At 47.7% G+C, this 22,557-nt stretch carries 16 protein-coding genes and 1 pseudogene; 3 read left to right on the forward strand and 14 right to left on the reverse strand.

Annotation, left to right across the window (positions count from 1 at the left end):
• Window positions 1-87 precede the first annotated feature (87 nt).
• The 8 genes from NST33_RS26530 to xylA all read right to left on the reverse strand — a co-directional run bounded on the left by NST33_RS26530 (window position 88) and on the right by xylA (window position 12,594).
• Window positions 88-1,215: a transglutaminase domain-containing protein gene (locus tag NST33_RS26530; RefSeq protein ID WP_221820777.1), complete on the reverse strand. Its 1,128-nt coding sequence runs from the start codon at window positions 1,213-1,215 to the stop codon at window positions 88-90.
• Between the two features lie 201 nt (window positions 1,216-1,416).
• A complete protein-coding gene (locus NST33_RS26535) occupies window positions 1,417-3,810 on the reverse strand; it encodes an S-layer homology domain-containing protein (RefSeq protein ID WP_339305652.1) in 2,394 nt (797 codons plus the stop codon).
• Between the two features lie 229 nt (window positions 3,811-4,039).
• Entirely contained in the window at window positions 4,040-4,966 is a 927-nt protein-coding gene (locus tag NST33_RS26540) for an alpha/beta fold hydrolase (protein WP_339305654.1), read from the reverse strand.
• Window positions 4,967-5,135: 169 nt separating this feature from the next.
• Window positions 5,136-5,762: a bifunctional 4-hydroxy-2-oxoglutarate aldolase/2-dehydro-3-deoxy-phosphogluconate aldolase gene (locus NST33_RS26545; protein WP_339308773.1), complete on the reverse strand. Its 627-nt coding sequence runs from the start codon at window positions 5,760-5,762 to the stop codon at window positions 5,136-5,138.
• 249 nt (window positions 5,763-6,011) lie between these two features.
• On the reverse strand, window positions 6,012-8,141 hold the full coding sequence (locus NST33_RS26550) for a glycosyltransferase (RefSeq protein WP_339305655.1): 2,130 nt from the start codon (window positions 8,139-8,141) through the stop codon (window positions 6,012-6,014).
• 11 nt (window positions 8,142-8,152) lie between these two features.
• Entirely contained in the window at window positions 8,153-8,869 is a 717-nt protein-coding gene (locus NST33_RS26555; protein WP_260632711.1) for a glycosyltransferase family 2 protein, read from the reverse strand.
• Between the two features lie 222 nt (window positions 8,870-9,091).
• On the reverse strand, window positions 9,092-10,585 hold the full coding sequence (gene xylB, locus NST33_RS26560) for a xylulokinase (RefSeq protein ID WP_339305658.1): 1,494 nt from the start codon (window positions 10,583-10,585) through the stop codon (window positions 9,092-9,094).
• A gap of 692 nt (window positions 10,586-11,277) precedes the next feature.
• The gene (gene xylA / locus NST33_RS26565) at window positions 11,278-12,594 is read right to left on the reverse strand and encodes a xylose isomerase (RefSeq protein ID WP_036606941.1); all 1,317 of its coding nucleotides are present in this window, start codon (window positions 12,592-12,594) and stop codon (window positions 11,278-11,280) included.
• Between the two features lie 198 nt (window positions 12,595-12,792).
• Between xylA and NST33_RS26570 the strand changes: the two genes are divergently transcribed.
• Together NST33_RS26570 and NST33_RS26575 are read left to right on the forward strand one after the other, a co-directional pair.
• On the forward strand, window positions 12,793-13,959 hold the full coding sequence (locus NST33_RS26570; RefSeq protein WP_339305660.1) for an ROK family protein: 1,167 nt from the start codon (window positions 12,793-12,795) through the stop codon (window positions 13,957-13,959).
• A 147-nt stretch (window positions 13,960-14,106) separates the two neighbouring features.
• Complete coding sequence (locus NST33_RS26575; RefSeq protein WP_017692236.1) at window positions 14,107-14,304, forward strand: hypothetical protein; 198 nt, start codon at window positions 14,107-14,109, stop codon at window positions 14,302-14,304.
• A gap of 139 nt (window positions 14,305-14,443) precedes the next feature.
• Here NST33_RS26575 and NST33_RS26580 read toward each other — a convergent pair whose 3' ends face one another.
• Both NST33_RS26580 and trxB read right to left on the reverse strand, forming a co-directional pair.
• Window positions 14,444-14,674: a glutaredoxin family protein gene (locus NST33_RS26580; protein ID WP_076212704.1), complete on the reverse strand. Its 231-nt coding sequence runs from the start codon at window positions 14,672-14,674 to the stop codon at window positions 14,444-14,446.
• Window positions 14,675-14,736: 62 nt separating this feature from the next.
• Window positions 14,737-15,678, reverse strand: coding sequence for a thioredoxin-disulfide reductase (trxB, locus tag NST33_RS26585; protein ID WP_036668032.1), 942 nt, complete (start codon window positions 15,676-15,678; stop codon window positions 14,737-14,739).
• A gap of 256 nt (window positions 15,679-15,934) precedes the next feature.
• Here trxB and NST33_RS26590 point away from each other — a divergent pair, with 256 nt between their 5' ends.
• Entirely contained in the window at window positions 15,935-16,666 is a 732-nt protein-coding gene (locus NST33_RS26590; RefSeq protein WP_221820769.1) for a ZIP family metal transporter, read from the forward strand.
• Between the two features lie 123 nt (window positions 16,667-16,789).
• Here NST33_RS26590 and NST33_RS26595 read toward each other — a convergent pair.
• The 4 genes and pseudogenes from NST33_RS26595 to NST33_RS26610 form a co-directional block, all read right to left on the reverse strand.
• Window positions 16,790-17,563: pseudogene (locus tag NST33_RS26595) on the reverse strand (alpha/beta hydrolase).
• A gap of 133 nt (window positions 17,564-17,696) precedes the next feature.
• Entirely contained in the window at window positions 17,697-19,712 is a 2,016-nt protein-coding gene (locus tag NST33_RS26600) for a heavy metal translocating P-type ATPase (RefSeq protein ID WP_339308775.1), read from the reverse strand.
• 420 nt (window positions 19,713-20,132) lie between these two features.
• Complete coding sequence (locus NST33_RS26605; RefSeq protein ID WP_339179470.1) at window positions 20,133-21,440, reverse strand: homocysteine synthase; 1,308 nt, start codon at window positions 21,438-21,440, stop codon at window positions 20,133-20,135.
• A 239-nt stretch (window positions 21,441-21,679) separates the two neighbouring features.
• Window positions 21,680-22,525 carry a sugar phosphate isomerase/epimerase gene (locus tag NST33_RS26610; RefSeq protein ID WP_221820764.1) on the reverse strand — a complete coding sequence of 282 codons (846 nt, stop codon included), beginning with the start codon at window positions 22,523-22,525 and terminating at the stop codon, window positions 21,680-21,682.
• Window positions 22,526-22,557 lie beyond the last annotated feature (32 nt).

The raw sequence follows: 22,557 nt of genomic DNA on the forward strand, positions 1-22,557 counted from the left end.
AGACAACACTAAAATCCTCGCTATTGAACACAAAATTGAACACAAAAAAGGATACTCCTCAATCGGAGCATCCTGTTCAAACGGCTGTTATATTGTCCAGTTAATTTTGACGCGCAGATCCGTAGTACCTTCCATTTTGGACACATAATAAGATATCGATTTCATGCCAAGCTGGTACAAATCCTGCAAATCTTCAATCAGTCCAGCCTCCGTACCCTTGTACCTGAATGTCAGCGAGGTTCCGCCTTCCTTCAGCTTGCTCTGAACTTTGGTCTTCAGCGCAGCATGGCCTTTAACAGCATCCTGTTCATCATACAGGGAATAGTCCAGAGCATGGTACAGCTTCTGATAGGCAGCCTTTTTGCTATCTCCGGCCTTCACCAGCTTCAGTAAAGCTTCCCGATACGGGGCAGGCGCAGCGGGGTACTTGCTTTTGTCTGTCCAGATATGGTCACGTGCCATCTCATCATCACTCAGCAAATAATAGCTGTGGCTCACCTTACCTTTGCGGTCAGGAGTAGGATCATCCCAGGTGGTGTCCATGTGATACCACTTGCCGTCTAGCTTCACGATATTCCAGGCATGAAGCTGCCCGCCCGCTGTACCTTCCACAATCCGGTTATCGATACCTACTCGCTCCAGCATCCGATATGCCAACAGTGAATATCCCTGACAGACGGTACTGCCTGTAACAAGCCCGTCATAGGCCGTATATTTCTTCAGAGAGGTATCGTAGGAAAGGTTAAGCACAATCCAGTCATGAATGACCTTGACCTTCTCATGATCCGTCATGCCGGGTTTGATGATTTCTTTCAACACGTTTGTGACTTTACGATTCACATAATCGGTCTGCTCCTTGGTCTCCCGATAGGAGAGAGTCACATGCACCTCGGCCGACACATTGGAGCCTTTATAATTGAATGCATAACTTTTAACGGTATATTGGATATAAGGGTCACTCTTCATTGCCTCATCGATGGAGGTTTGTAATTGTTTTTTGAGGCCTTTCACATTGCCTTTGTATGTAAAAACAAGTTCCTCCGTTCGCTGTGACATTGCGGTAAGCAAGGTCTGGCGCAAATCTGTTGCTGTGGATATATCTGATGTCCCTGATGCAGCATACAGTTGATCCAGATCAACCGTACGTGGTAACGCTACAGCAATCAGACAGCCTGCCAGCAGTATGGTGATAATTCGTTTCCCGTTCTTACCCATGAAAGGAACCCACCCTTCTTTGCAAAGTTCTCACGCCCTATTGTATCACAAAAGGCTCTGTCGTCATTCTTCTAGTTTTGTCAAAGCAAATCAAAAGAGACCTTCTATGGAAGGTCCCTTTGATCTTCAGTTCAATCAATCACGATTACCCGTTATTTTCATCCTATGATCCGCTTGGGCACGATATGAGTAATTCCTCGTCTAATACAGGCGATTACCACTCATAAACGTATCTGTTTTACCTTGAAGCTTCGCCAGCCGTTCCAATACCTGTGACGCTTCAGCTACCGTCACTTTTCGTGCAGGCATGAATCGTCCTTCAATCGAAGGAAGCAATCCCAGCTTCAGACTCAGGGAAACCGCTCCCTTACTTTTAATGGCACTGGCATCCGCAATGTTGGGAAGATCTGATGGCAACGTATAGAATCCGGCCAGCTTCTCATAGCGTAAAATACGTACAAGCAGCACTGCCAATTCTTCACGTGTCATCTCTTCCTGCGGATTCAAATTCTGTTCAGGGTCCGCTCCGGCAAGCCAGCGCTGATCGATTAATGCCCGAACTGCCTTATAATACGGGCTGTCAGGTGTCACATCAGCGTATAACTTGTCATCTCCGTCCCCACTGTAGTACAGATCCATATTTGGATTAATCGCTCTTGCCAGATAGTTAAACCAATCTCCTCGGGTGATCACACGATCCGGGAATACGCGTCCCTGCTCATCCGCAAGCAATACGCCATGCTGTGTCATATTGCGTAGAGCTGCTTCGGCGACATGACCGGAAATATCCGTAGGATCCGCCTTGGTTGCAGAGCTTGTATCCCCGTATAACAACATCCATTTTCCTGTGTTAGCATCCAGCACTTCATAGTTGCCATAGATCGAATTTTCATCTCGTGTAGGCATATAAGCTAGGTTAACTCCCACCGGGATGACTTCACCGCTGTTCATACCCCATCCACCGTAACGAGAGTACGCCAGAACCAGCTTGAACTCTTTCAGATAGATTGCCCTTGCCTCTTCGTAACTAATGGCTGGCTCTTTCTCTGCTGGCAGTTGTTCAGGCGTTGCGGCAATACGCGTATAGAATTCGTTAATCGTTCCGTTGTTCAGCACCTGTACTTGTGCCGTATCATCCTTAACCGGAATTCCGTTCAGATAACGCTGGAACATAAAGGTACGCGCATCATCTACCTCAATAACGTTAGATAGGTGGAACTGTTCCGTTGCATCTGGAACTAACGCAATGACCGTGTCCATCGCCAGTTTCTCAGCCTGCTTTCGGGTTACCCCTTTACCTGCCTTCTCTTCAGTTGTCTTCTCCTGCTCCATCTGTGGTCCCATTCGTTGCATCATCGTATAACTGTAGATCTGTCCAGTAACTGCATCTACCTGTGCTGAGATATCCCGCATGAACATATAGGACATATTGGCACTTCGATCGCTCCAGCTCAGACTCCATACCTGATTGTTCGGGCTTGCATATAATCCCTTGCTTAACTGGCTGTGCTCCAGCTTGTAACCCTTGGGAATATCAAAGTTCGTAGCCACCCGATTGGCGGCCTGCTGTACATTTAACCTCGTACCATTGGCCGGGACAAACGGAGTTACATCGCCTTTCAGCTTCGTATCCTGCTGCAAAGAATCTTCATCTACAGCTTTACCGGTTAATGTATTAATCCGTTCCAACGTATTGGCTTCAATCGGAACGATACTGATAGGCTTTGGTGTGTAGCCAAGATAATACTGCTGACCTTGTTTGGAAGACAGACGATCTTTGGAGATATAGGCCAGCTCCACATCGAACTGTTCTTCAAACTGCTGTCTCGCCTTCTCTTCCGAAGCTGCCGGTTTCGATGAAGGATACTTCGCTGAGGTAGTACCTCGTGAGTAACCTGTCACCAAACCACTTTCATCCACATTTATGTAGACTGTCTCTGCGTCAGATAATAACCCGTCATGCTTCAACTGGTAACCGTATCGATACTCTGTTCTGCCGAATAATGACTGTTGTTCAATAGAAGAATACAGATCTCCAAGCGGAGCATACTCTGTATCTTTCAGACCTGGAATCGCTTGGTACAACAGGTTCACGGCCTTCTCTTCGGCTTCAGCTTTGGTTAGCTTAACATCCGATGCCGTGACATATTTATCCATGACATCCGACGGCAAATGTACACTTAACACTTCCCCTGTGCCTGCATGTACGGTTGCATTGAATCCTGACGTATGATTGCCTTGCGTAATCTGGAACCCGATCTCCCATGCCTTGTAGTCTGGCGGTGGATAAGAATTAGGTGAATCGAATCGTGCAGATGAGATCGTTGCTTTCTTTAACAAAGGAAATAGCTTCAGTATATTTTCACTGGCTTGCCTGGATGAGATTTTCGCTCCCTCGGGCACGTCATTGCTCGTTGCGTCTAGTTGTTCATTATCCCCCGTTGTCGCTTCAGTCAACTGTTCTGCTTGCGCGGCTGATGCACTGCCTGCAAAACCTGGTGTTTGCGAAGCAAGTAACAGTGTTGCCATCGCTGCCGTTGCAGCTTTCGCAGTGAACATTTTGAAACGTACATTAAACTTCCAATTCAAACTCAAATCTGGACCTCTCCCTTCAATTTCATACAAAGATGCATAACAAATAACCTCGCATGAATATTGCCAGTCTATCCTATGATACCATAAGCTTCCTTTTTAATGGTCGTTTTCGGGGCAATTTTACAAATGTGAATTTCTGCATATTGCTCATAACAGCAAAAAAAACGCCAACCACGTTGGCGTTTTCTCTGTTAGCCTGCACTCTTATGTAGGCCTGATTCTACCTGGTTTAACTGCTCGCAATAGTGGAATCGTTCGACTTCGACCGACCTTGGACATGGGTTTGCAAGAATGGAATAACGGTATCCCAGAAGGCGGGGTCTTCCTCGGAACAACTGTGTCCTCCGCTGTTGACCCATAGATGTTCTACAGGTGGATCGGCTTTGGACATAAAATATTCAAGCTCACTCGGGGGAATGAAGTTGTCGCCCTTGGAGTGCACCATAAGCATCGGCAGTTGCATTCCCCTGCGCCGTTCATTGAGCATCATCACCGGTTCACGCTGACGATAGGATTTCAGAGATTCACCAAGCCGCCAGAACCAGATTCTCGGAATTAACTGGGCCAGTGGAAACAAGGGCAGACGCCGACGTCTCAGCTCCGAACTGACAATAACCTCAAATTGCGATGGCATGGAGTCGGTAATCACCGCTGATACAGGAATGCCTTCCGTCACCGCAAGAATCGTGCCCAGTCCGCCCAAAGAATGTCCAAGCACACCGATGGCATCCGGATCGATCTCCGGTCGTGCGGTCGTATACTGCAATGCCGCCAGCAGATCATCCCGGAACAAATAGGCAGATGCAGCACGAACCGGATCACTGGCTCCGTGGCTGCGGACATCATACATAAACAGGGCATATCCTGCTTCCCAGATCGGCCGTGCATAACGAAGAACACGGGAGCGATTGGAGCCCCAGCCATGTGCAATAATAACGAGCGGCCATGGCTTCGGAATGTCCGCTCTGGCCGGAATGAACCAGCCATGCACGCGACCACCCCCACTGTCAAAGGTCACATCCTCAAATGGCATTGGGGGTGTTAGTGTGATTGGAATCTTCTTAGGTGTCTGGCTCTTTACCGCTGCCTTCCATAATCCACCTGCCGTTACTGCGGCCACGGCGAGCATGCCGCCTATCATTGTTTTAGCTTTCACAGGGCATCTCTCCTCTCCGAATTCTGGCATACATCCATCATAAAACAATAGAGTGAACGGCACGTTAAACGACATGGGTTTTTATGATAAAGATTGATCCAACAACTAATTTAAAGGAACCATCATATATATACCCAAATATACATATCCTTCATCTGACGCTGGAATCCTAGACTTCAGCTGCTTCCACAAATCTCCGTGCACATGCTGCAATCTGCTCATGATCTCCTGCTACAAGAGCTTCTCGTGGTAAAAGTGCACTTCCCAGACCCACTGCAGCAGCGCCTGCTGCATAGTAGTCAGCAATATTCTCCAGTGTGGCACCACCTGTTGCCAGCAGTGGAATATGATTCAGTGGAGCTTTGATCTCCCGCAGATACGGTATGCCCAGACTCGCCATCGGAAACAGCTTCACAACTCGTGCTCCCGCTTCATGGGCAGCGACAATTTCCGTGGGTGTCATGGCTCCAGGCCAGATGTCGACACCATGTTCTACAGCATATTCAATGACAGACAGATCGACATTGGGAGACACCAGAAATTGTGCTCCTGCAGCAACTGCTTCCTTCGCCATCTGCACATTTAGTACCGTACCCGCTCCAACAAAAGCTTTTCCTTCATGCCGCCCACGCCAGTCTGCAATAATATCATGTGCTCCAGATGTATTCAGTGTGACTTCCATCAGTCGGATTCCACCACCTGTCATACCTTGTCCAGCTGTTACTGCCGCTTCACGGCTTATACCGCGTACAATCGCGACCAGCCTCGACTCCAATAGAACTTCTGTCAGATTCATATCCAGTTCCCCTTGCTTCATCAATTCGTCAGCCGAAGACATATAATCATGTTTACCGCTTTTCCGTTATTCATTATTGTAAAGCATATCCTCTCCTAGATGAAATACATTAATCCATTTTTCAATGTGAATGCGTCTGTCACCAACTCTATGATGTACTTTTATCACAATGCAAAAAACCTCTCCATGGAACATGGGCTGATTCACCCATTCAATTCCACGAAAGAGGCCGCATTTCGACTGAAAATACTAAGCGTTTTCCAATACGTTATCCTTCTCCAAATCTTTAAAGTATCGATCGTTATATAACATGCTCGGATGTGTTGGATGATAGGCGAGTGCGATATCATTATGTTCCCGGGCCTTGGCACGGTTCCCCATCCGGTCATAACACACACATAGTTGCAGATGCGGCATCCAGGTCCAGGCTGCTTCATTCAGCACTACCATTGGATCATCGGGACGTACAGCACGAGTGGCCTGTTCGTACCAGAACAGCGCTTTGCGATAATCTTCACGGTCGGCAAAATAACCACCCAATCGGCAGCAAATCTCGGCTCTTGGCAAATCATAGGCAAATGATCGGAACAACGCCGTGACTTCCTGTTCCGGACGTTCAAGTGCAGCTTCACAATCCGCAATTTTCTGGCAAGCAGCGATCTGATCTTCCACCCAGCCCAGCCCGGTATCCAGAAACTTCTCATAGTACTTCACCGCATCCTCATGCTGTCCATGGTCTTTCAGCTCATTACCGAAATAGTACAAGTCACGCGGCCCGAATTCCTCTCCGGCCTGTTCCCTTTTGCGATAGATCCGCAGATTCCGATCGGTATACTCCTTATCTTTCTTGTGAGTAACCGCGATATCACTATGAAGCATATTGCCCGCTACAGCCAAATATTCATGCACCGCACCAATCCAGCGAAATTGCCGATCCCGACGGACCAGACGATTCCGGCGCAGGCTGTAGGCTACCTTGCCATCTGCTGTGAATGACAGGTTGTAATCCATCGTGACACTATCAACATCTGGGTCCAGCGAACGTTTCAAGGCGATCAGTTTCGCCCGATCTTCCGGTTCGAACACATCGTCGGCATCCAGCCAAAGAATATATTCACTCTTTGCCTGATCGAAGGCATAGTTCCGTGCTGCTGCAAAGTCATCCACCCATTCAAAATCAACGATACGATCCGTATATCTGGAAGCAATCTGACGGGTACGATCCGTCGAACCGGTATCCACGATTACAATCTCATCGGCAATACCGTTGACCGAGTCCAGACATCTGGCGAGGGAAGCTTCTTCATTTTTCACAATCATACACAGGGTAATACTGATCGTCTCCTCACCTCGTCTCGCCCTGCGGTTAAAGGCGGAAACCCCCGGCAGTTCGGACAATCGATAGATGTGGTACGCAGGGAGATGAGTATCCACGAACAAACGAAAACCCAGTGCCTGAGCACGAATACAGAAATGACGATCTTCGCCCCAGAAGGATACATTGGGAATCTGGTCATATGAAGCTCCTGCTGCCAGAACATTTTTGCGAATAAGGGTACAAGCCCCTAGCCCTCCAACTTCATAACAACCCGGGATCCGCAGTTGATTCAGAAATGCAGTCGTTTGCGTGCCCTCGTCCTCCACCTCGGTTCCGTCTAATGTTTTGCCACCGCGGCGATACAAGGCATACTCATCTTGCAGCCATACCTGTGGCATTTCCCTGGCATCCGGCTGCCAGCGGGTCCAAAAGATATTGGATACAATGTCTTTGCCACTCGATATAAGTTGCTCCAGCGTCCGCGGATGCAGCACCAAGTCAGAATCAATCAGGAAAACCGCATCGTAGTGGTTGTCACGTGCATATTGCAATATGCGATTTTTCAAGCCGGCTACACGCCAAATCTGCTCATCCTGCCAATAGTGTCCTCCCTCATCTTTGCTGTACACCCCTTTGTTATCAGAACTACCACTGCCCTGTTCATCTGCTTGAATAACCGTCCCTTCATGCTGGAGCACAAATTCACGCAATATATTCGATGCGGCTTCTTCCACGTTATCGTCAACAAACAGATACTCCGTCTTCACTGTGGTTCGTTCCAGTGCATGCAGAGAATCCAGAAATTCACGGAGCACCGGAGTGGTCTGTCGAACCGGGCTGGCGATCAGTATTTTTTCCAAGCTAAGCTCTTCAAGCTTTTCCGATTGGCGGGTTTCCAGCGATTGATCAGAACGTCTGGGCGGTCGATGATTACTCTGGCTCTCTTTCTGGCTCTCAGGTTGCTCCTCTTTCTGATTCTCTTTCTTATGTGAATTCGGCTCTATTTGAGGTTGGGATTCTTCTTGCGATTTGCGTAACGGGTCTTTCTTCAACGTGCTCACTCCCCCTCTCCTTATTCGAACCATGCCAACAGTCGTGGCTCTTGATCCAATATCGATTCGTACTGTTCCTTCCAACCGTATCTTGCTTCAGGGTCCAGTGCTTGATAGCGTTCATATTTGCGGATGCGGTCTTCTTCCCGCGCCCAACCATAGTGCTTCACCCGGGGAGCATGACATCCATAGGACCAATGCTGGATCGTTAACGGAAAACGACCACAATGCTGGGGTGTCTCCTTCCATTCATAGTTCATCCCCGGGTGATAACGAATCAGAAATGGCCGATAATAGGCATGGGCCTGCCAGAACTCATCTTCCCGGTAATGCGTCTCACTCCACATATCAAACAATCTGAAATAGATCGCATCTTCATTGCCAGTGAGCAGCAGATCCCGTACCAATCCAAAGTCACTGGTTAGAATCTCATCCGCATCCAGATTCAAAATCCACTCCGGATTGGTCGCCACCGTCTCTTCCCATTGTTGTTTTCTCAGGCTTACCTCGTCTGCAAAACGTGAAGCAGCGTTCTCCACTAATACGAGTGAAATACCGTCCAGAAGTTCCCTGCACAGTGCGACCGTTCCATCCGTGCTTCCGTCATCAATGATTACTGCGCGATCAATCCAGGGACGATGTCTCTCCAGTGCCTGCCTGAGATAACGATTCTCTTCATTACGAACGATCATCGACAAGGTAATATGTGGTCTTTCATGTTCCTCATATCCATCCAAAGCTTCACCCCCATACTCAAGCTTCTACCTATTAAAATGTCGGATACACAATGCCTGGACGAATCACAATCCTCTATTTCCAATCTATGCAGAGCCGGAATGCGGATATGCAGGCCAAGTAAACCTTTCATGGGGTTAATCTTGATGAACGACAAAAAAGCACCCGCCTTCGCGGATGCTTTCAAATGTAATCACCAAGATTAATGTAGTGAAATAAATGAATTAACGGTATTCAGCCAAACGATCATTGAGACTACGTGTCTGTCCATAGACTTCCTGGTACAGTGCAAACAGTCCATCATAGACGGCAACCGTTTCCGGGTTCGGCTCATAGGACTTCGCTGGACGAATAAACGCTGTTGCACATTCTTGCATAGTCGGGAACCAGCCGCAACCATAGGCAGCCAGCATCGCTGCACCCATCGCAGGACCCTGTTCGCTCTCCAGCTTCACAATCGTAGCGTTAAAGACATCAGCCTGCATTTGCAACCAGGCTTCGTTCTTGGCACCGCCACCAATGGAGATGACTTCATTGACGGTTTTGCCTGCACCTCGCAGAATATCAATGGACTCACGCAGCGAGAAGGTAATACCCTCCATCACCGCACGTCCAAAGTGCTCCAGCTTGTGGCCTGCATCCATACCGATGAAGCTGCCACGGATATTCGCATCCGGATGAGGTGTACGCTCCCCAACGATATATGGTGTAAACAACAATCCGTTGCTGCCCGCCGGAACCTGATCAATGCCCTGCAAGAGCACATCAAACGATTTGTCCGCTGCAAACGTATCCTTGAACCAGGACAGGCTATATCCTGCGGCAAGTGTTACACCCATAATATAGAAGGCATCTTTCTCCCCGTGATTAAAAAAGTGCACTTTGCCTTCGAAATCGAGATCTTTACGCTCTTCGTAGGAAAGCACAACCCCGGACGTTCCGATGCTGCACATCGTCTGTCCTTCACTCAGAATACCTGCGCCAATCGCACCGCAAGCATTATCCGCACCACCTGCGTATACTTTCGTCGCAGCCGCCAGACCCGTTTGATCCGCAATCTCAGGCAGCAACGTGCCCACTTCATCAAACGATTCCACAAGACGTGGACATAGGGAGATTGGCAGGTCGAATGCATCTGCAATCTCGTTGCTCCACTGCTTGCCTGCAACGTCCAGCAGCAAAGTTCCCGCTGCATCGGAATAATCCATAGCATAATCACCCGTCAGGCGATAACGCACATAGTCTTTTGGCAGCAGGAACAAGGATGCTTGCTGTAACAATTCAGGCTCGTTCTCCTGAACCCACAGAATTTTCGGCAAGGTGAAGCCTTCCAGTGCACGGTTCCGGGCAATGCTTAACAGCTTGCCGTCCAGTACTTTTTCGATCCGGCGGCACTGCGCCGTAGTACGTGTATCGTTCCACAAGATTGCATTTCGCAGCGGTTTACCTTCTGCATCCACCAACACCAGTCCGTGCATCTGACCGGAGAAGCTCAATCCCTCGATTTCCGAAGGCTGCACGCCAGACACTTCCAGCAACTTACGCAAGGAAACAATCGTCTGCTCTACCCAATCTTCAGGGTTTTGTTCGCTGTATCCAGCCTTGGGCTGATACAACGGATATGCCTCAGATGCTTCAAATGCCACTTTACCTTCACGATTGACCAACACGGTTTTGACCGCGCTGGTTCCAAGATCGACACCGATTACGTAACTCATAGGTTAACTCCTCTCGTTTGTAACAGGATTGTATAAATGAAACCTTGATGCTTATGTGGTCACTTCGTGATCAGAAAACCCTTGGATCGCCGTTACCCCCGGATTTCCTTTATACCCTTTAGCAAGGGTGAAATCCGGGGATAAATGCGACCGCTTTGCTTCCTCGGGTCCTTTCTGCTCACTTCGTTCTGCATTTACCATCTCAGAGAAACATTTATATCAAAACAGTAAAAACGTACTCGTTTTTGTAGCGAAAAGATTGATCCAATGACCTTGATTCGTCATTGGTTATAAATGAAATCCTTGATGCTCATATGGTCACTTCGTGATCAGAAAACCCTCAGATCGCCGTTACCCCCGGATTTCCTTTATACCCTTTAGCAAGGGAGAAATCCGGTGATAAATGCGCACGCTCCGCTTCCTCGGGTCCTTTCTGCTCACTTCGTTCTGCATGCACCATCTTAAAGAAACATTTATATCAAAAATCTTAAAAATCGTGTTGTTTGTTTAACCAAAAAACCGCCCCCGTCTTCCCAAGGGAAAGTCGGGGACGGTCCGAATGTCATGCTTGTTCAGGCGTTCCATGGTACAAGCTAATCTTGTGCATAGGCAAGCTTGGATACTAATGTCCAACACATATGAGTTGAATAACCATCGGTGGCCGACGTGCACCAACCCTGCCTTATGCGCTATTAGTCAGCCAGGATGTACTGGTTAAGTTGTGCTCTCAGCAATTCCTGACGTCCGGATTGATTTTTGCGTGGGCTTTCGTTGTTGAGTGCATACTCAGCAAGGGAAGCCAGTGTCGCTTTACCTGCAACCACATCTGCGCCAATACCTTCGCTGAAGCTGCTGTAACGTTTTTCGATGAAGTCATCGAATACACGATCTTCAATCAACTTCGCTGCTACTTTCAGACCTTTTGCATACGTGTCCATACCTGCGATGTGTGCCAGGAACAGATCGTCTGCTTCGAAGGAACCACGACGTACTTTCGCGTCAAAGTTCACACCACCACGGCCGATACCGCCGTTTTTCAATACTTCATACATTGTCAACGTAGCATCGTACATATCAACCGGGAACTCATCCGTATCCCAACCGATCAACATGTCGCCTTGGTTCGCATCGAGGGAACCGAGCATGCCGTTTGTACGAGCAACGCGGATTTCGTGATCGAATGTATGACCAGCCAGTGTAGCATGGTTCGCTTCCAGGTTAAGTTTGAAGTGTTTGTCCAAACCGTATTTTTGCAAGAAAGCAATGGAAGTTGCTGCATCATAATCATATTGGTGTTTTGTTGGCTCTTTTGGTTTAGGCTCGATCAGGAATTGTGCGTCAAAGCCAATTTCCTTCGCGTAGTCTACAGCCATGTGGAACATGCGAGCAATGTTGTCTTGCTCCAGTTGCATGTCTGTGTTCAGCAATGTGTCGTAACCTTCACGACCGCCCCAGAATACATAGTTTTCAGCGCCCAGGCGTTTACCCACTTCCAGACCTTTTTTGATCTGTGCTGCAGCGTGAGCATACACGTCTGCGTTGCAAGTGGATGCTGCACCAAACATGAAGCGTGGGTTCGAGAACATGTTTGCCGTGTTCCAGAGCAGTTTTTTGCCGCTGGATTTCATATGATCTTCAATCAGATCAACGATTGTATCAATGTTGCTGTAGAACTCACGCAGGTTGTTACCTTCTGGTGCAATGTCCACATCGTGGAAACAGAAGAACGGGAGATTCATTTTTTCCAAAAATTCAAATGCCGCTTCCACGCGTACTTTCGCGAGGTCCAGACCCGAGTATTTATCCCACGAACGAACAGCTGTCTCCGCACCGAACGGGTCACTGCCGCCTGCAGTTAATGTATGCCAGTAAGCCATGCCAAAACGGAAATGTTCTTCCATCGATTTGCCGGCTACCACTTCTTCCGGATTATAATGTTTAAAAGCAAAAGGATTCTTGGAATCTTTACCTTCAAATGCAATTTTATTAACGGATTCAAAATAGGCCATGTGTAAAATGCCTCCTCAATAGTTTTAAGAAATCGTTTACACCGTTATCCTATCACATCGAATTTACTTTGTCTATTGGTTAAACAAAGTAAAATAAAATTGTTTTTTACATGTTTGTTTACGCTATAATAGTCGAATAACTTGTTTCGGATGTGGGTCAGAACCCTTTTATCAGAAGAATAGGAGTGCCTTAACCATATGAAAATTACCGGAGACCAGATGCTGGTCAAAAAAATAAACAAGTCGATCGTTCTGGATACGATCCGGCGCCATGCCCCTCTTTCTCGTGCGCGAGTGTCCGAGGTTACGGGGCTGAACAAAGCAACGGTATCCAATCTGGTTGCTGATCTGATCAGTGATGACCTGGTGCAAGAGATTGGCCCTGGTGAATCCAGCGGCGGACGTAAACCACTCATGCTGCTGTTTCGAGGGACATCAGGCTATGCAGTCGGTCTGGAACTCAGTGTGACTCATTTGAAAGGCGTGCTTACAGATCTGGAAGGACACATCATGACAGAGTACGCAGTGACCTTGGAACATCATGATGTGTCCTCTGTACTGGAGCAATTGAAATTGGCAGCAAAGCAGCTCATTGAAGCAGCTCCTCCTTCCCCTCACGGCGTCATTGGTATTGGTATCGGCGTGCCCGGCATGGTGGATGAGGCAGGAACGGTCCTGTTTGCACCCAACCTGGGGTGGGAGAAGGTAACTCTGCGCTCAATGCTTGAAGAAGAATTTGAACTGCCTGTAACGATCGATAATGAAGCCAATGCGGGTGCTCATGGAGAGCTGAATTTTGGGGCAGGTATCGATGTCCGTCACATGATCTACATCAGTGCAGGCATGGGGATTGGTTCAGGCATCATGGTAGATGGTGAATTATACAAAGGCGCATGGGGCTACGCAGGGGAAACAGGCCATATGTCCATTGAAGCGGAAGGTCTGCCCTGCTCCTGTGGTAATCGTGGTTGCTGGGAGTTATACGCATCGGAAAAAGCTTACGAGCACCCGGATCATCAGCTAAAATTACCTGCTCATACTACACGCGAGCTTATTCATTATGCCGAGCAAGGCCACGAGGCTGTTCAGGAATTATACAACACGATTGGGCGCAAACTGGGGATTGGCATTACCAATATCGTTAACAGTTTCAACCCGGAACGTATTATCATTGGCGGTCCGCTCTCTGAAGCAGGTCCCTGGATTGAAACAGCGTTAAAACAAGTTGTCGAGGAACGTACATTACCTTATCACCGCCGCAGTTTGCAGATTGAATGGGCAGCTCTGGGCAGCCGTTCCACCCGCGTTGGTGCCGCTTACTCTGCGATATCCCAGTTTTTAGGAAAAATTAGGGTGTCTGTCTAATAACAGATGAAAATTGACATCATTTCGCCCCATTTCCTCCCTTTTTGTTAAAGAAATCCAGATGTATAATGGGGTTATGTGATTTTTGTCATGGCTGTGTGGATGAAGCTGTGTTAATTCCGATAACGAAACGGAGTGAAAAAAAGCGTGACCTACGTGGATACTTCAGATATCTCGGCGCAAATGTTTGTCACCGTACTCCTGTTCCTGATTGTGCTTGCGCCCTTGTTCAGCCTTGGCATACTCCGATTGTTCCAGAGCAAAAAGAAGGCTGGTTTCATGTACATGCTGTCAGGATTGCTGGTGTATGTTGTATTTCAGACTTTCATGAGTATTTTTTTCTAGATCATATTCTGCGTTTGCACAAAAAACCGTACCCTTCCGGGTACGGTTCTTTCTATATCCTAACGGCTCGCGAAAACCGGAATTGCATATGAATCGAAAATTTCTTTCAACACATGATGATTCAGATAATCAGCCTGATTTAAGCGTCCAATGCTTTGGCAAATTGAGTTTTGTTCATACCCAGAATGCGGTGTTCACCGATGACAGTCAATGGCACGGCACGTACGCCCATGTCCCATACTTGTTGTGCATATTCATCGCTAGTTTCGATGTTGCGCTCTTCATAAGAGATACCTTTGTCAGCCAGGAACGTTTTTACGGATTTGCAGTTCGGGCAGTTCGTTGATGTATATACAATTACGTTTTCCATGTTTAATTCACCTCATATGGTTTTATATTAATCTATAGTTTGGTTGGAATCAGCTCATTCTATTACAGAACAACTGCGCTGTGCTCCAAGCTCTCAATGTATTTCTCTGTGTCCATGGCAGCCATACATCCGCTACCTGCAGCTGTAATCGCTTGTTTGTAACGTGTATCCTGTACGTCACCACATGCGAATACGCCTGGAATGTTTGTCTCGGATGTACCTGGTGTAGTCAGGATATAACCATGTTCGTCCGTCGTGATCTGTCCGCCAAGGAAACCAGTGTTTGGTGTGTGACCGATCGCTACGAATACGCCGCTTGCCGGAATCACTTCTTCTTCACCTGTTTCGTTGTTCAACACTTTCAGTCCGGTTACGCCGTTGTCGCCAGCGAGTACTTCAAGTGGTGTACGGTTCAAAGCCATTTCTACTTTTTCGTTGCTGCGTGCACGATCCTGCATGATTTTGGAGCCACGCAGTTCTTCACGACGGTGTACCAGCGTTACTTTGGAACCGAAACGGGACAAGAAGCTTGCTTCCTCAAGAGCAGAGTCGCCACCGCCGATGACGATGATTTCTTTGTTACGGAAGAAGAATCCATCACATGTTGCACATGTGCTGACACCACGACCTACATTTGTTTCTTCGCCAGGGATACCGAGGTATTTAGCAGATGCGCCTGTAGACAGGATCAATGTTTCCGATACGAGTTCACCCATACCTTCAACTTGAATCTTGAATGGACGCTCGCTCATGTCGATGTTGTTCACCCAGCCTGTGCGGAATTCAGCACCGAAGCGCTCAGCTTGTTTACGCATGTTGTCCATCAGTTCAGGACCCATAATCCCATCAGGGAAACCTGGGAAGTTCTCCACTTCAGTCGTTGTTGTCAGTTGGCCACCAGGTTGTGGTCCTTCAATAACGAGTGGGTTCAAGTTGGCACGTGCCAGATAGATTGCTGCTGTCAGCCCTGCAGGGCCTGTTCCAATAATAATTGATTTATACATGTATAGTTCCTCCCCCGGGTTCTGCAAAAAGGTTAGGCCCTCGAGCATCAAAAGCTTAGGCTTTTGCATACACTAGAACGAAAAGCCCATATCATGTCCACAAGTCCTGCCTGCGAAATGAGAATTATCCTATGCAGAAACGGAATTCTAATTTATAATCATTCTAATCTGTTGTTCATTATGATCTCTTTTATGTACGGTGTCAATGCTCGGCAGCGATTATGAAGAAGTCTTCATCAGGAGGGAAAATGGAAGCATGAACGATGCACTCATTGGCAGTTTTATATCAGCCATGTCTACCGGCCTAGGGGCCGTACCGATTTTATTTATGCGCAAAATATCACACCGTCTGCGTGATATCTTGCTGGCCTACGCTGCAGGTATTATGACCTCGGCTTCAGTGTATAACCTCATTCCGGAAGCACTTGGCCAATCAAATCTTTTTGTACTCGCATTTGGTATTTTGCTTGGTAGCCTGGTTCTACTGGTGCTGGAGATGAAGATTCCACACGTCGATCTGGAGAATCCCGAGAAAATGCCTTTTAAAATTGAAACCAAAGCCTTCATGATTATTGCAGCCATCACCATGCATAACCTGCCGGAAGGGTTATCCGTTGGTGTCAGCTATGCAAGCTCAGATGAGAGCCTGGGCAATCTCATTGCCTTTTCCATCGGATTGCAGAATGCACCGGAAGGATTCTTGGTGGCCCTCTTTCTCGTGAACCAGAACATTGGCCGCTTCAAAGCGCTGGGTATTGCCACCCTGACCGGAGCGGTAGAGATTATTACAGCTATGATTGGTTACACCTTGAGCAGTCTCGTAGCTGGTCTTGTGCCTTATGGTCTGGCCTTTGCAGCCGGTGCGATGATGTTCATTGTTTATAAGGAACTTATCCCTGAGAGTCACGGTGATGGTAATGCACGTGTGGCGACGATGTCCTTTTTGCTCGGGCTCATCACGATGATTGGTCTGACCGAACTGTTTTAATTGAAGACTAAAGAACCCGAGCGAACAGTCCAAGACTGTCGACCGGGTTCTTTGTTTAGCCACAAATGAAGATTCCATGAAATTACTGGGATCGTCTGTCAGAGATATTGCGCCCACTCCTGATCAGGATTGGATGAAACGAATCAGTTCCGAATTGAATTTTTCCAATTCATCATAGAATGCACCATGACCGCTCTCTTCAAAAGCAATCAGTTGAGACGAAGCGATGCCTTGGTGCATCTGCTCGGCGAACTCAAACGGACAGATCTCATCTTTTTTCCCGTCACCTCGCAAGTCCTCATCCCGTAACGCAATTGCACTGCGAATGGTACCATAAGATGAAGCTTCCATGCCGAGGGCGTGGAACCAATCCATGAATGGCTGGCTGTGTTTCTTCGCGAAGAACATGCCGCCAAACGTCTCCAGTAACTTCGGACGATCTTCAAAGATCGGCTCAATGATCTGCTCGTTCAGCTGCTCTGGAGTCAATCCATACGGATAACCTTCACGCTGTGTGAACACAGGTGCTGCCGCAGATAACAAGGCCAGCTTGGAGACACCATGTCCCTTATGGCGAGCCATGTAATGTACTGCGATCGCTCCACCCATAGATAATCCTGCGAGTACCGCGTCTTTCAGCTCCAGATCATCAATAACGGCACGAACATCGTCTGCCATGCGATCATAATCTTATCCTGTTGAAGGCTTATCCGATAAGCCATATCCTCTAAAATCTATCGCGATGGCACGAATGCCATGGTTCGGCAGTACGTTCAATTGGTATTCAAACATTTTATAATTAACAGGCCAGCCACGCAAAAAGACAACCGGGGTGCCTTCGCCAATATCTTCAACATATACTTTTACATTTGGTTCCACTTGTACATAACGTCCCATATTTCACAGCTCCCTTTATCCTCGAATCGTCTCTTCGAATCATTGCCCACTGACCCAAGGTTCAAACGTAAGCTGTTAAACCAGCCGCATACTACCAGCGAAACAAATTACTCATTTTCCTCTTCAAATCTCATTACCGTAGCAGCCTAAGCCCATTCAGAATAACCAGAATTGTACTGCCTTCATGACCTACCACACCCAAAGGCAGTGCGACGTCTTGGAGGAAGTTCCCAGCAATTAAGGCCAGAATAACGGTGATGGCAAAACACATATTCTGTTTCACCGTACGCTGAGCTCGACGAGCCTGCCCAATCACCCAAGCGATCTCTTCAATGTTATCGTTCATGAGTACCGCATCAGCGACCTCCAGTGCAGTTCCGCTGCCGGACAATCCCATCCCCATACCCACAGTAGCTGCTGCAAGTGCCGGTGCATCATTGACACCATCCCCTACCATTAACACAGGACCATACTGTTTGCGGAGCGCTTGGACCTGCTTCACTTTATCTCCAGGCAGCAAGTCTGCATAGACCATGCTTACTCCAGTTTCACGCGCAATTACAGAAGCTGATCTGGCTCGATCTCCTGTTAACATGGCAACTTTTACACCCATCGCTTCAAGCTTTTTCACTGCAGCTGCTGCCTGTGGCCGTACCGTGTCCCGCATCGCGATCAGCCCGACTAATTCACCATCAGCCATAACAGCGGATACGGTTTTCCCCTCCCCTTCAAGACGGGAGCATACATCGTCCCACTTAGAAGATACCTTCATATGGTTAGCACCATGTCCATCTGGATCATCAACGTTGCTATCTTTCATCTCCTCTGACTGCATTAATCCCAGTACATCTGTTTTACCAATGCTCCAGACCACATCGTTCACAGTTCCTTCGATGCCCCAGCCTGTTAGAGCCTGTACGTGTTCCGCTTCCTGAAGTGTAATATTCTCCTTGTTCGCCTGATCTACGATGGCACGAGCCAAAGGATGCATGGAGAGGTTCTCAATCGCCGCTACCGCAGCTAAGAGCTGAGCACGATCTACATGTTCAGCCGTAATAATATCGGTCACTTGTGGGGTGCCCATGGTCAATGTACCTGTTTTGTCAAAAGCCACGACCCGCGTGCGAGCCATATTCTCCATATGGGCACCACCCTTGAAGAGAATGCCACGACGGGCGCTACTGGACATCGCGGACAGCATGACAGGCATGATCGAAGACACCAATGCACAAGGCGAAGCAACAACCAGAAACACCATCGCTTTATAAAATGCCTCATTCCATGTCCAGCCAAGCAGTAGTGGAGTTCCTGCAATCACAAGTAAAGTCACCCCTACAACAATGCGTGCGTATATTCCTTCAAACCGCTCCATGAAACGCTGGGAATCCGGCACTTCTGCCTGTGCTTCTTCCACCATTTTAATGATTTTGCCAAACAGTGACCCTTCAGCCGATTTTGTGACCTCTACATATAAGGCACCCTCCCCGTTTACCGTACCTGCGTAGACCTCATCCCCCACAACTTTGTCCACAGGCAGGGATTCTCCCGTGATGGACGACTGATTGATAAAAGAACTCCCCCGGTACACGACACCATCTGCTGGGATAAGTTCTCCCGGTTTGACCAACAGCAGATCACCCGGCTGCAGATCATCAATAGCCACAAGGTTCATCTGTCCGTCCTCAATACGCATTGCAGTCTCTGGCTTGAGCGCCAGCAACGATGAGATATCCTTATGACTGCGCTCTGTCGCATAACTTTCCAACGCACCACTGAGTGCAAAAATAAAGATCAGCATCGCTCCTTCATTCCAGTAACCGATGGCTGCTGCCCCAAGGGATGCGGCAATCATCAGCAGGTTTACATCCAGATCACGGTCCTTGACCAGTGTCTCGATGCCTTCCTTCGCTTTGGTCCAACCGCCAACGGCATACGCCACAATGTAGAGCATGATGGATAAGGTAGCAAAATACGGTGCAGTTCCCCAGGCAATCAGCATCAACAGCCCGCTGCCCAATGCTGATTGCATCTCTTTATTCTGTATCATGGCTCGAAAATCAGGCTTCTTGCCCCGATTGGGACCTGGTGTTTGGGATGAGCATTGTTCTGCTTGTTTCTGTCTGTGTAAAGGTTGATGTATCGCTTGCATATGAATCACGTTCCTTTCGATGGTAGGTTTGCGGATAGTGAATGTGCTCAGTTCCGCTTCCAGAGATGAAGTTGTATTGAGAATGAGAGCCATTGTTAATGCCCTAAAAATGACACATGCTGCTGCGGGAGTCCCGCAGCAGCATGGTTTTGTGAATGATTTTGCAATAATCTCGAATGAGAATGATAATCATTTTTGTGCTTATGCAATTATTTTTACCCAATACAACTTTTAATCAGTATATGCCTGTGATCCACATTTGTAAATGGGCTTTTTTCAATGGATAGTCATACATGCGTGTTCAAAAAGATAAAAAGCCGCTGTCCCGGAGGACAACGGCTTTAACCATCTATTGATATTCATATAACCTGTTTATGGCATATCCGCTTAAGTGATTGTTACACATCCACCCAATGCCATTTATGCGCCTACACTTGCTCCCTGACTTGCTTTGATGGCTTGCTCCAGATCATAGATAATGTCTTGAATGTTCTCAGTACCTACAGACAGACGAATCAATTCCGGATTAACCCCTGCTGCGGTCTGTTCATCTTCAGTCAACTGCGCATGAGTTGTGCTTGCCGGGTGAATGATTAGAGACTTGGAGTCACCAACATTCGCAAGGTGAGAGAACAATTTGACACTTTCAATCAATTTGCGACCTGCGTCCGCACCACCTTTAATTCCAAAGGTCAGAATCGCACCTTGCCCTCTTGGCAGATATTTCTTTGCAAGCTCATAAGAACCGTGGCTCGGCAGACCTGCATAACTTACCCAAGACACATCCTCATGTTTCTCAAGGAATTCCGCAACCGCAAGGGCATTGCTACTATGACGCTCTACGCGCAGATGTAATGTCTCCAGTCCTTGCAGCAACAACCATGAGTTGAATGGAGAAATCGTTGCACCCAAGTCACGCAGAAGTTGTACACGAGCTTTGATAATATAAGCAATCGGTCCAACCGCTTCCGTATATACAACACCGTTATAACTGGAGTCCGGCTCCGTCAATCCCGGGAACTTGCCACTTGCTTTCCAGTCAAATTTTCCGCTATCCACGATAACGCCACCAATGGATGTACCATGACCCCCAATAAATTTCGTTGCAGAGTGAACGACAATATCTGCGCCATGTTCGATTGGACGAAGCAGGTACGGACTCGGGAACGTATTATCCACGATCAAAGGAATTCCATGTTCATGAGCGATAGCTGCTACCGCTTCAATATCCAATACATTCCCCTTTGGATTACCGATCGTTTCGGCATACAATGCTTTGGTTTTCTCCGTAATCGCAGCTCTGAAATTCTCTGGATCACTGGAATCCACAAATTTCACGTCCAGACCCAGTTTCGGCAAAGTCGTCGAGAACAGATTGTATGTACCTCCATACAAACTCGCCGAAGATACGATCTCATCTCCTGCACCAGCAATATTCAGAAGTGAAAACGTAATGGCTGCCTGACCAGAAGCTGTAGCCAGCGCTCCAGCTCCGCCTTCCAACGCCGCAATCCGTTGCTCAAACACGTCGGTTGTTGGATTCATCAGACGAGTATAAATGTTGCCAAACTCTTTCAAACCAAACAAGTTAGCTGCATGCTCGGTGTCCTTGAATCCATAGGATGTTGTCTGATACAAGGGTACAGCTCGTGCGTTGGTGGTTGGATCAATCTCCTGGCCTGCATGAATTGCCAATGTTTCAAATGAAAGCTCACGTTCGTTTGACATAAATCTGAATCCTCCCTCGATATATACGTTCTTGAAGTTCCTGATGTCTTCGCATGGTGGCGTATGTTTTCCATATTCTCTCACAAGATGTCGTATTTGAAAAGACTTATTTCCGATTGTTCCGATAAGAAAAATTAAATATGTGCTTTATCGATTTCTGTACCAAAAAAAACCTTTGCCCTCGCAAAGGTTTTTCAGCTACTTTGACTTCGGTATGCAATACCTCATCCTGGGTTTGGTTAGACCCGAACTGCACTCCATACTTCACGCAAATGTTTGGCCGCAGGTACAGCTTCCTCCGCAGTTACGCCTTCAAGTGAAATATCAATATGCGGCTTATACGTTTTTAACAATTCAAAAAATAACGGGTAATCCAGTATACCTGCCCCAGGTACCGGATTGTACTTCTCTCCCTGTGCATCAAAGGCTACATCTTTGGCATGGATCACAATCATGCGCTGATACAGTGATTCCATCACCTCGCGCAAGAAAGCCCCTTGATCTGCAGCATGTGGTTGCTTGATCAGATTACACGGGTCGAACAGCATCCCCAGATTCGATGAAGGAATCTCTTCAAACAAACGTGTCATATGTTCATGGGTATGAAGAGTATGTGTGGACACAGGCTCAATCGCCGCATGCACGCCCCATTTCTCCGCTTCCTCAGCCAACTCCTCAACCGTTTCTTTCAGCACACTCCACGCCTTCTCTTCATATCCATCCGGATGTGTATCCTGATAGGTGTCCAAGCCCCCAGTCTCCGTTGCTACCATGCTGCAACCAAAATCCCGGGCATAACGCAGATGCTCCTTGAATCGATCAATGTCCGCACGTCTTGTTACCGGATCAGGGTCAATCGGATTAATATAACAGCCCAGTACCGCAATCTTCACCCCGCGCTGTGCAAATTGATCTCCAATCTCATTCGCCAGTCCAGGGCTCAGCTTGCCATTCGATGAGTCCACATCTGATAATGCTTTGGCCAGCGCCAGCTGTACGGAATTAAATCCGTTATCCGCAATCGTCTGCGCAAGCTGTGCTGTAGGCTGTTTGCCAAATGTATGCGCCAGAATACCAAGTTTCATCTCACTGCCTCCTTATGCTAATCCGATTATCA

Source organism: Paenibacillus sp. FSL L8-0435, from assembly GCF_037965655.1.
Classification (GTDB): Bacteria; Bacillota; Bacilli; order Paenibacillales; family Paenibacillaceae; genus Paenibacillus.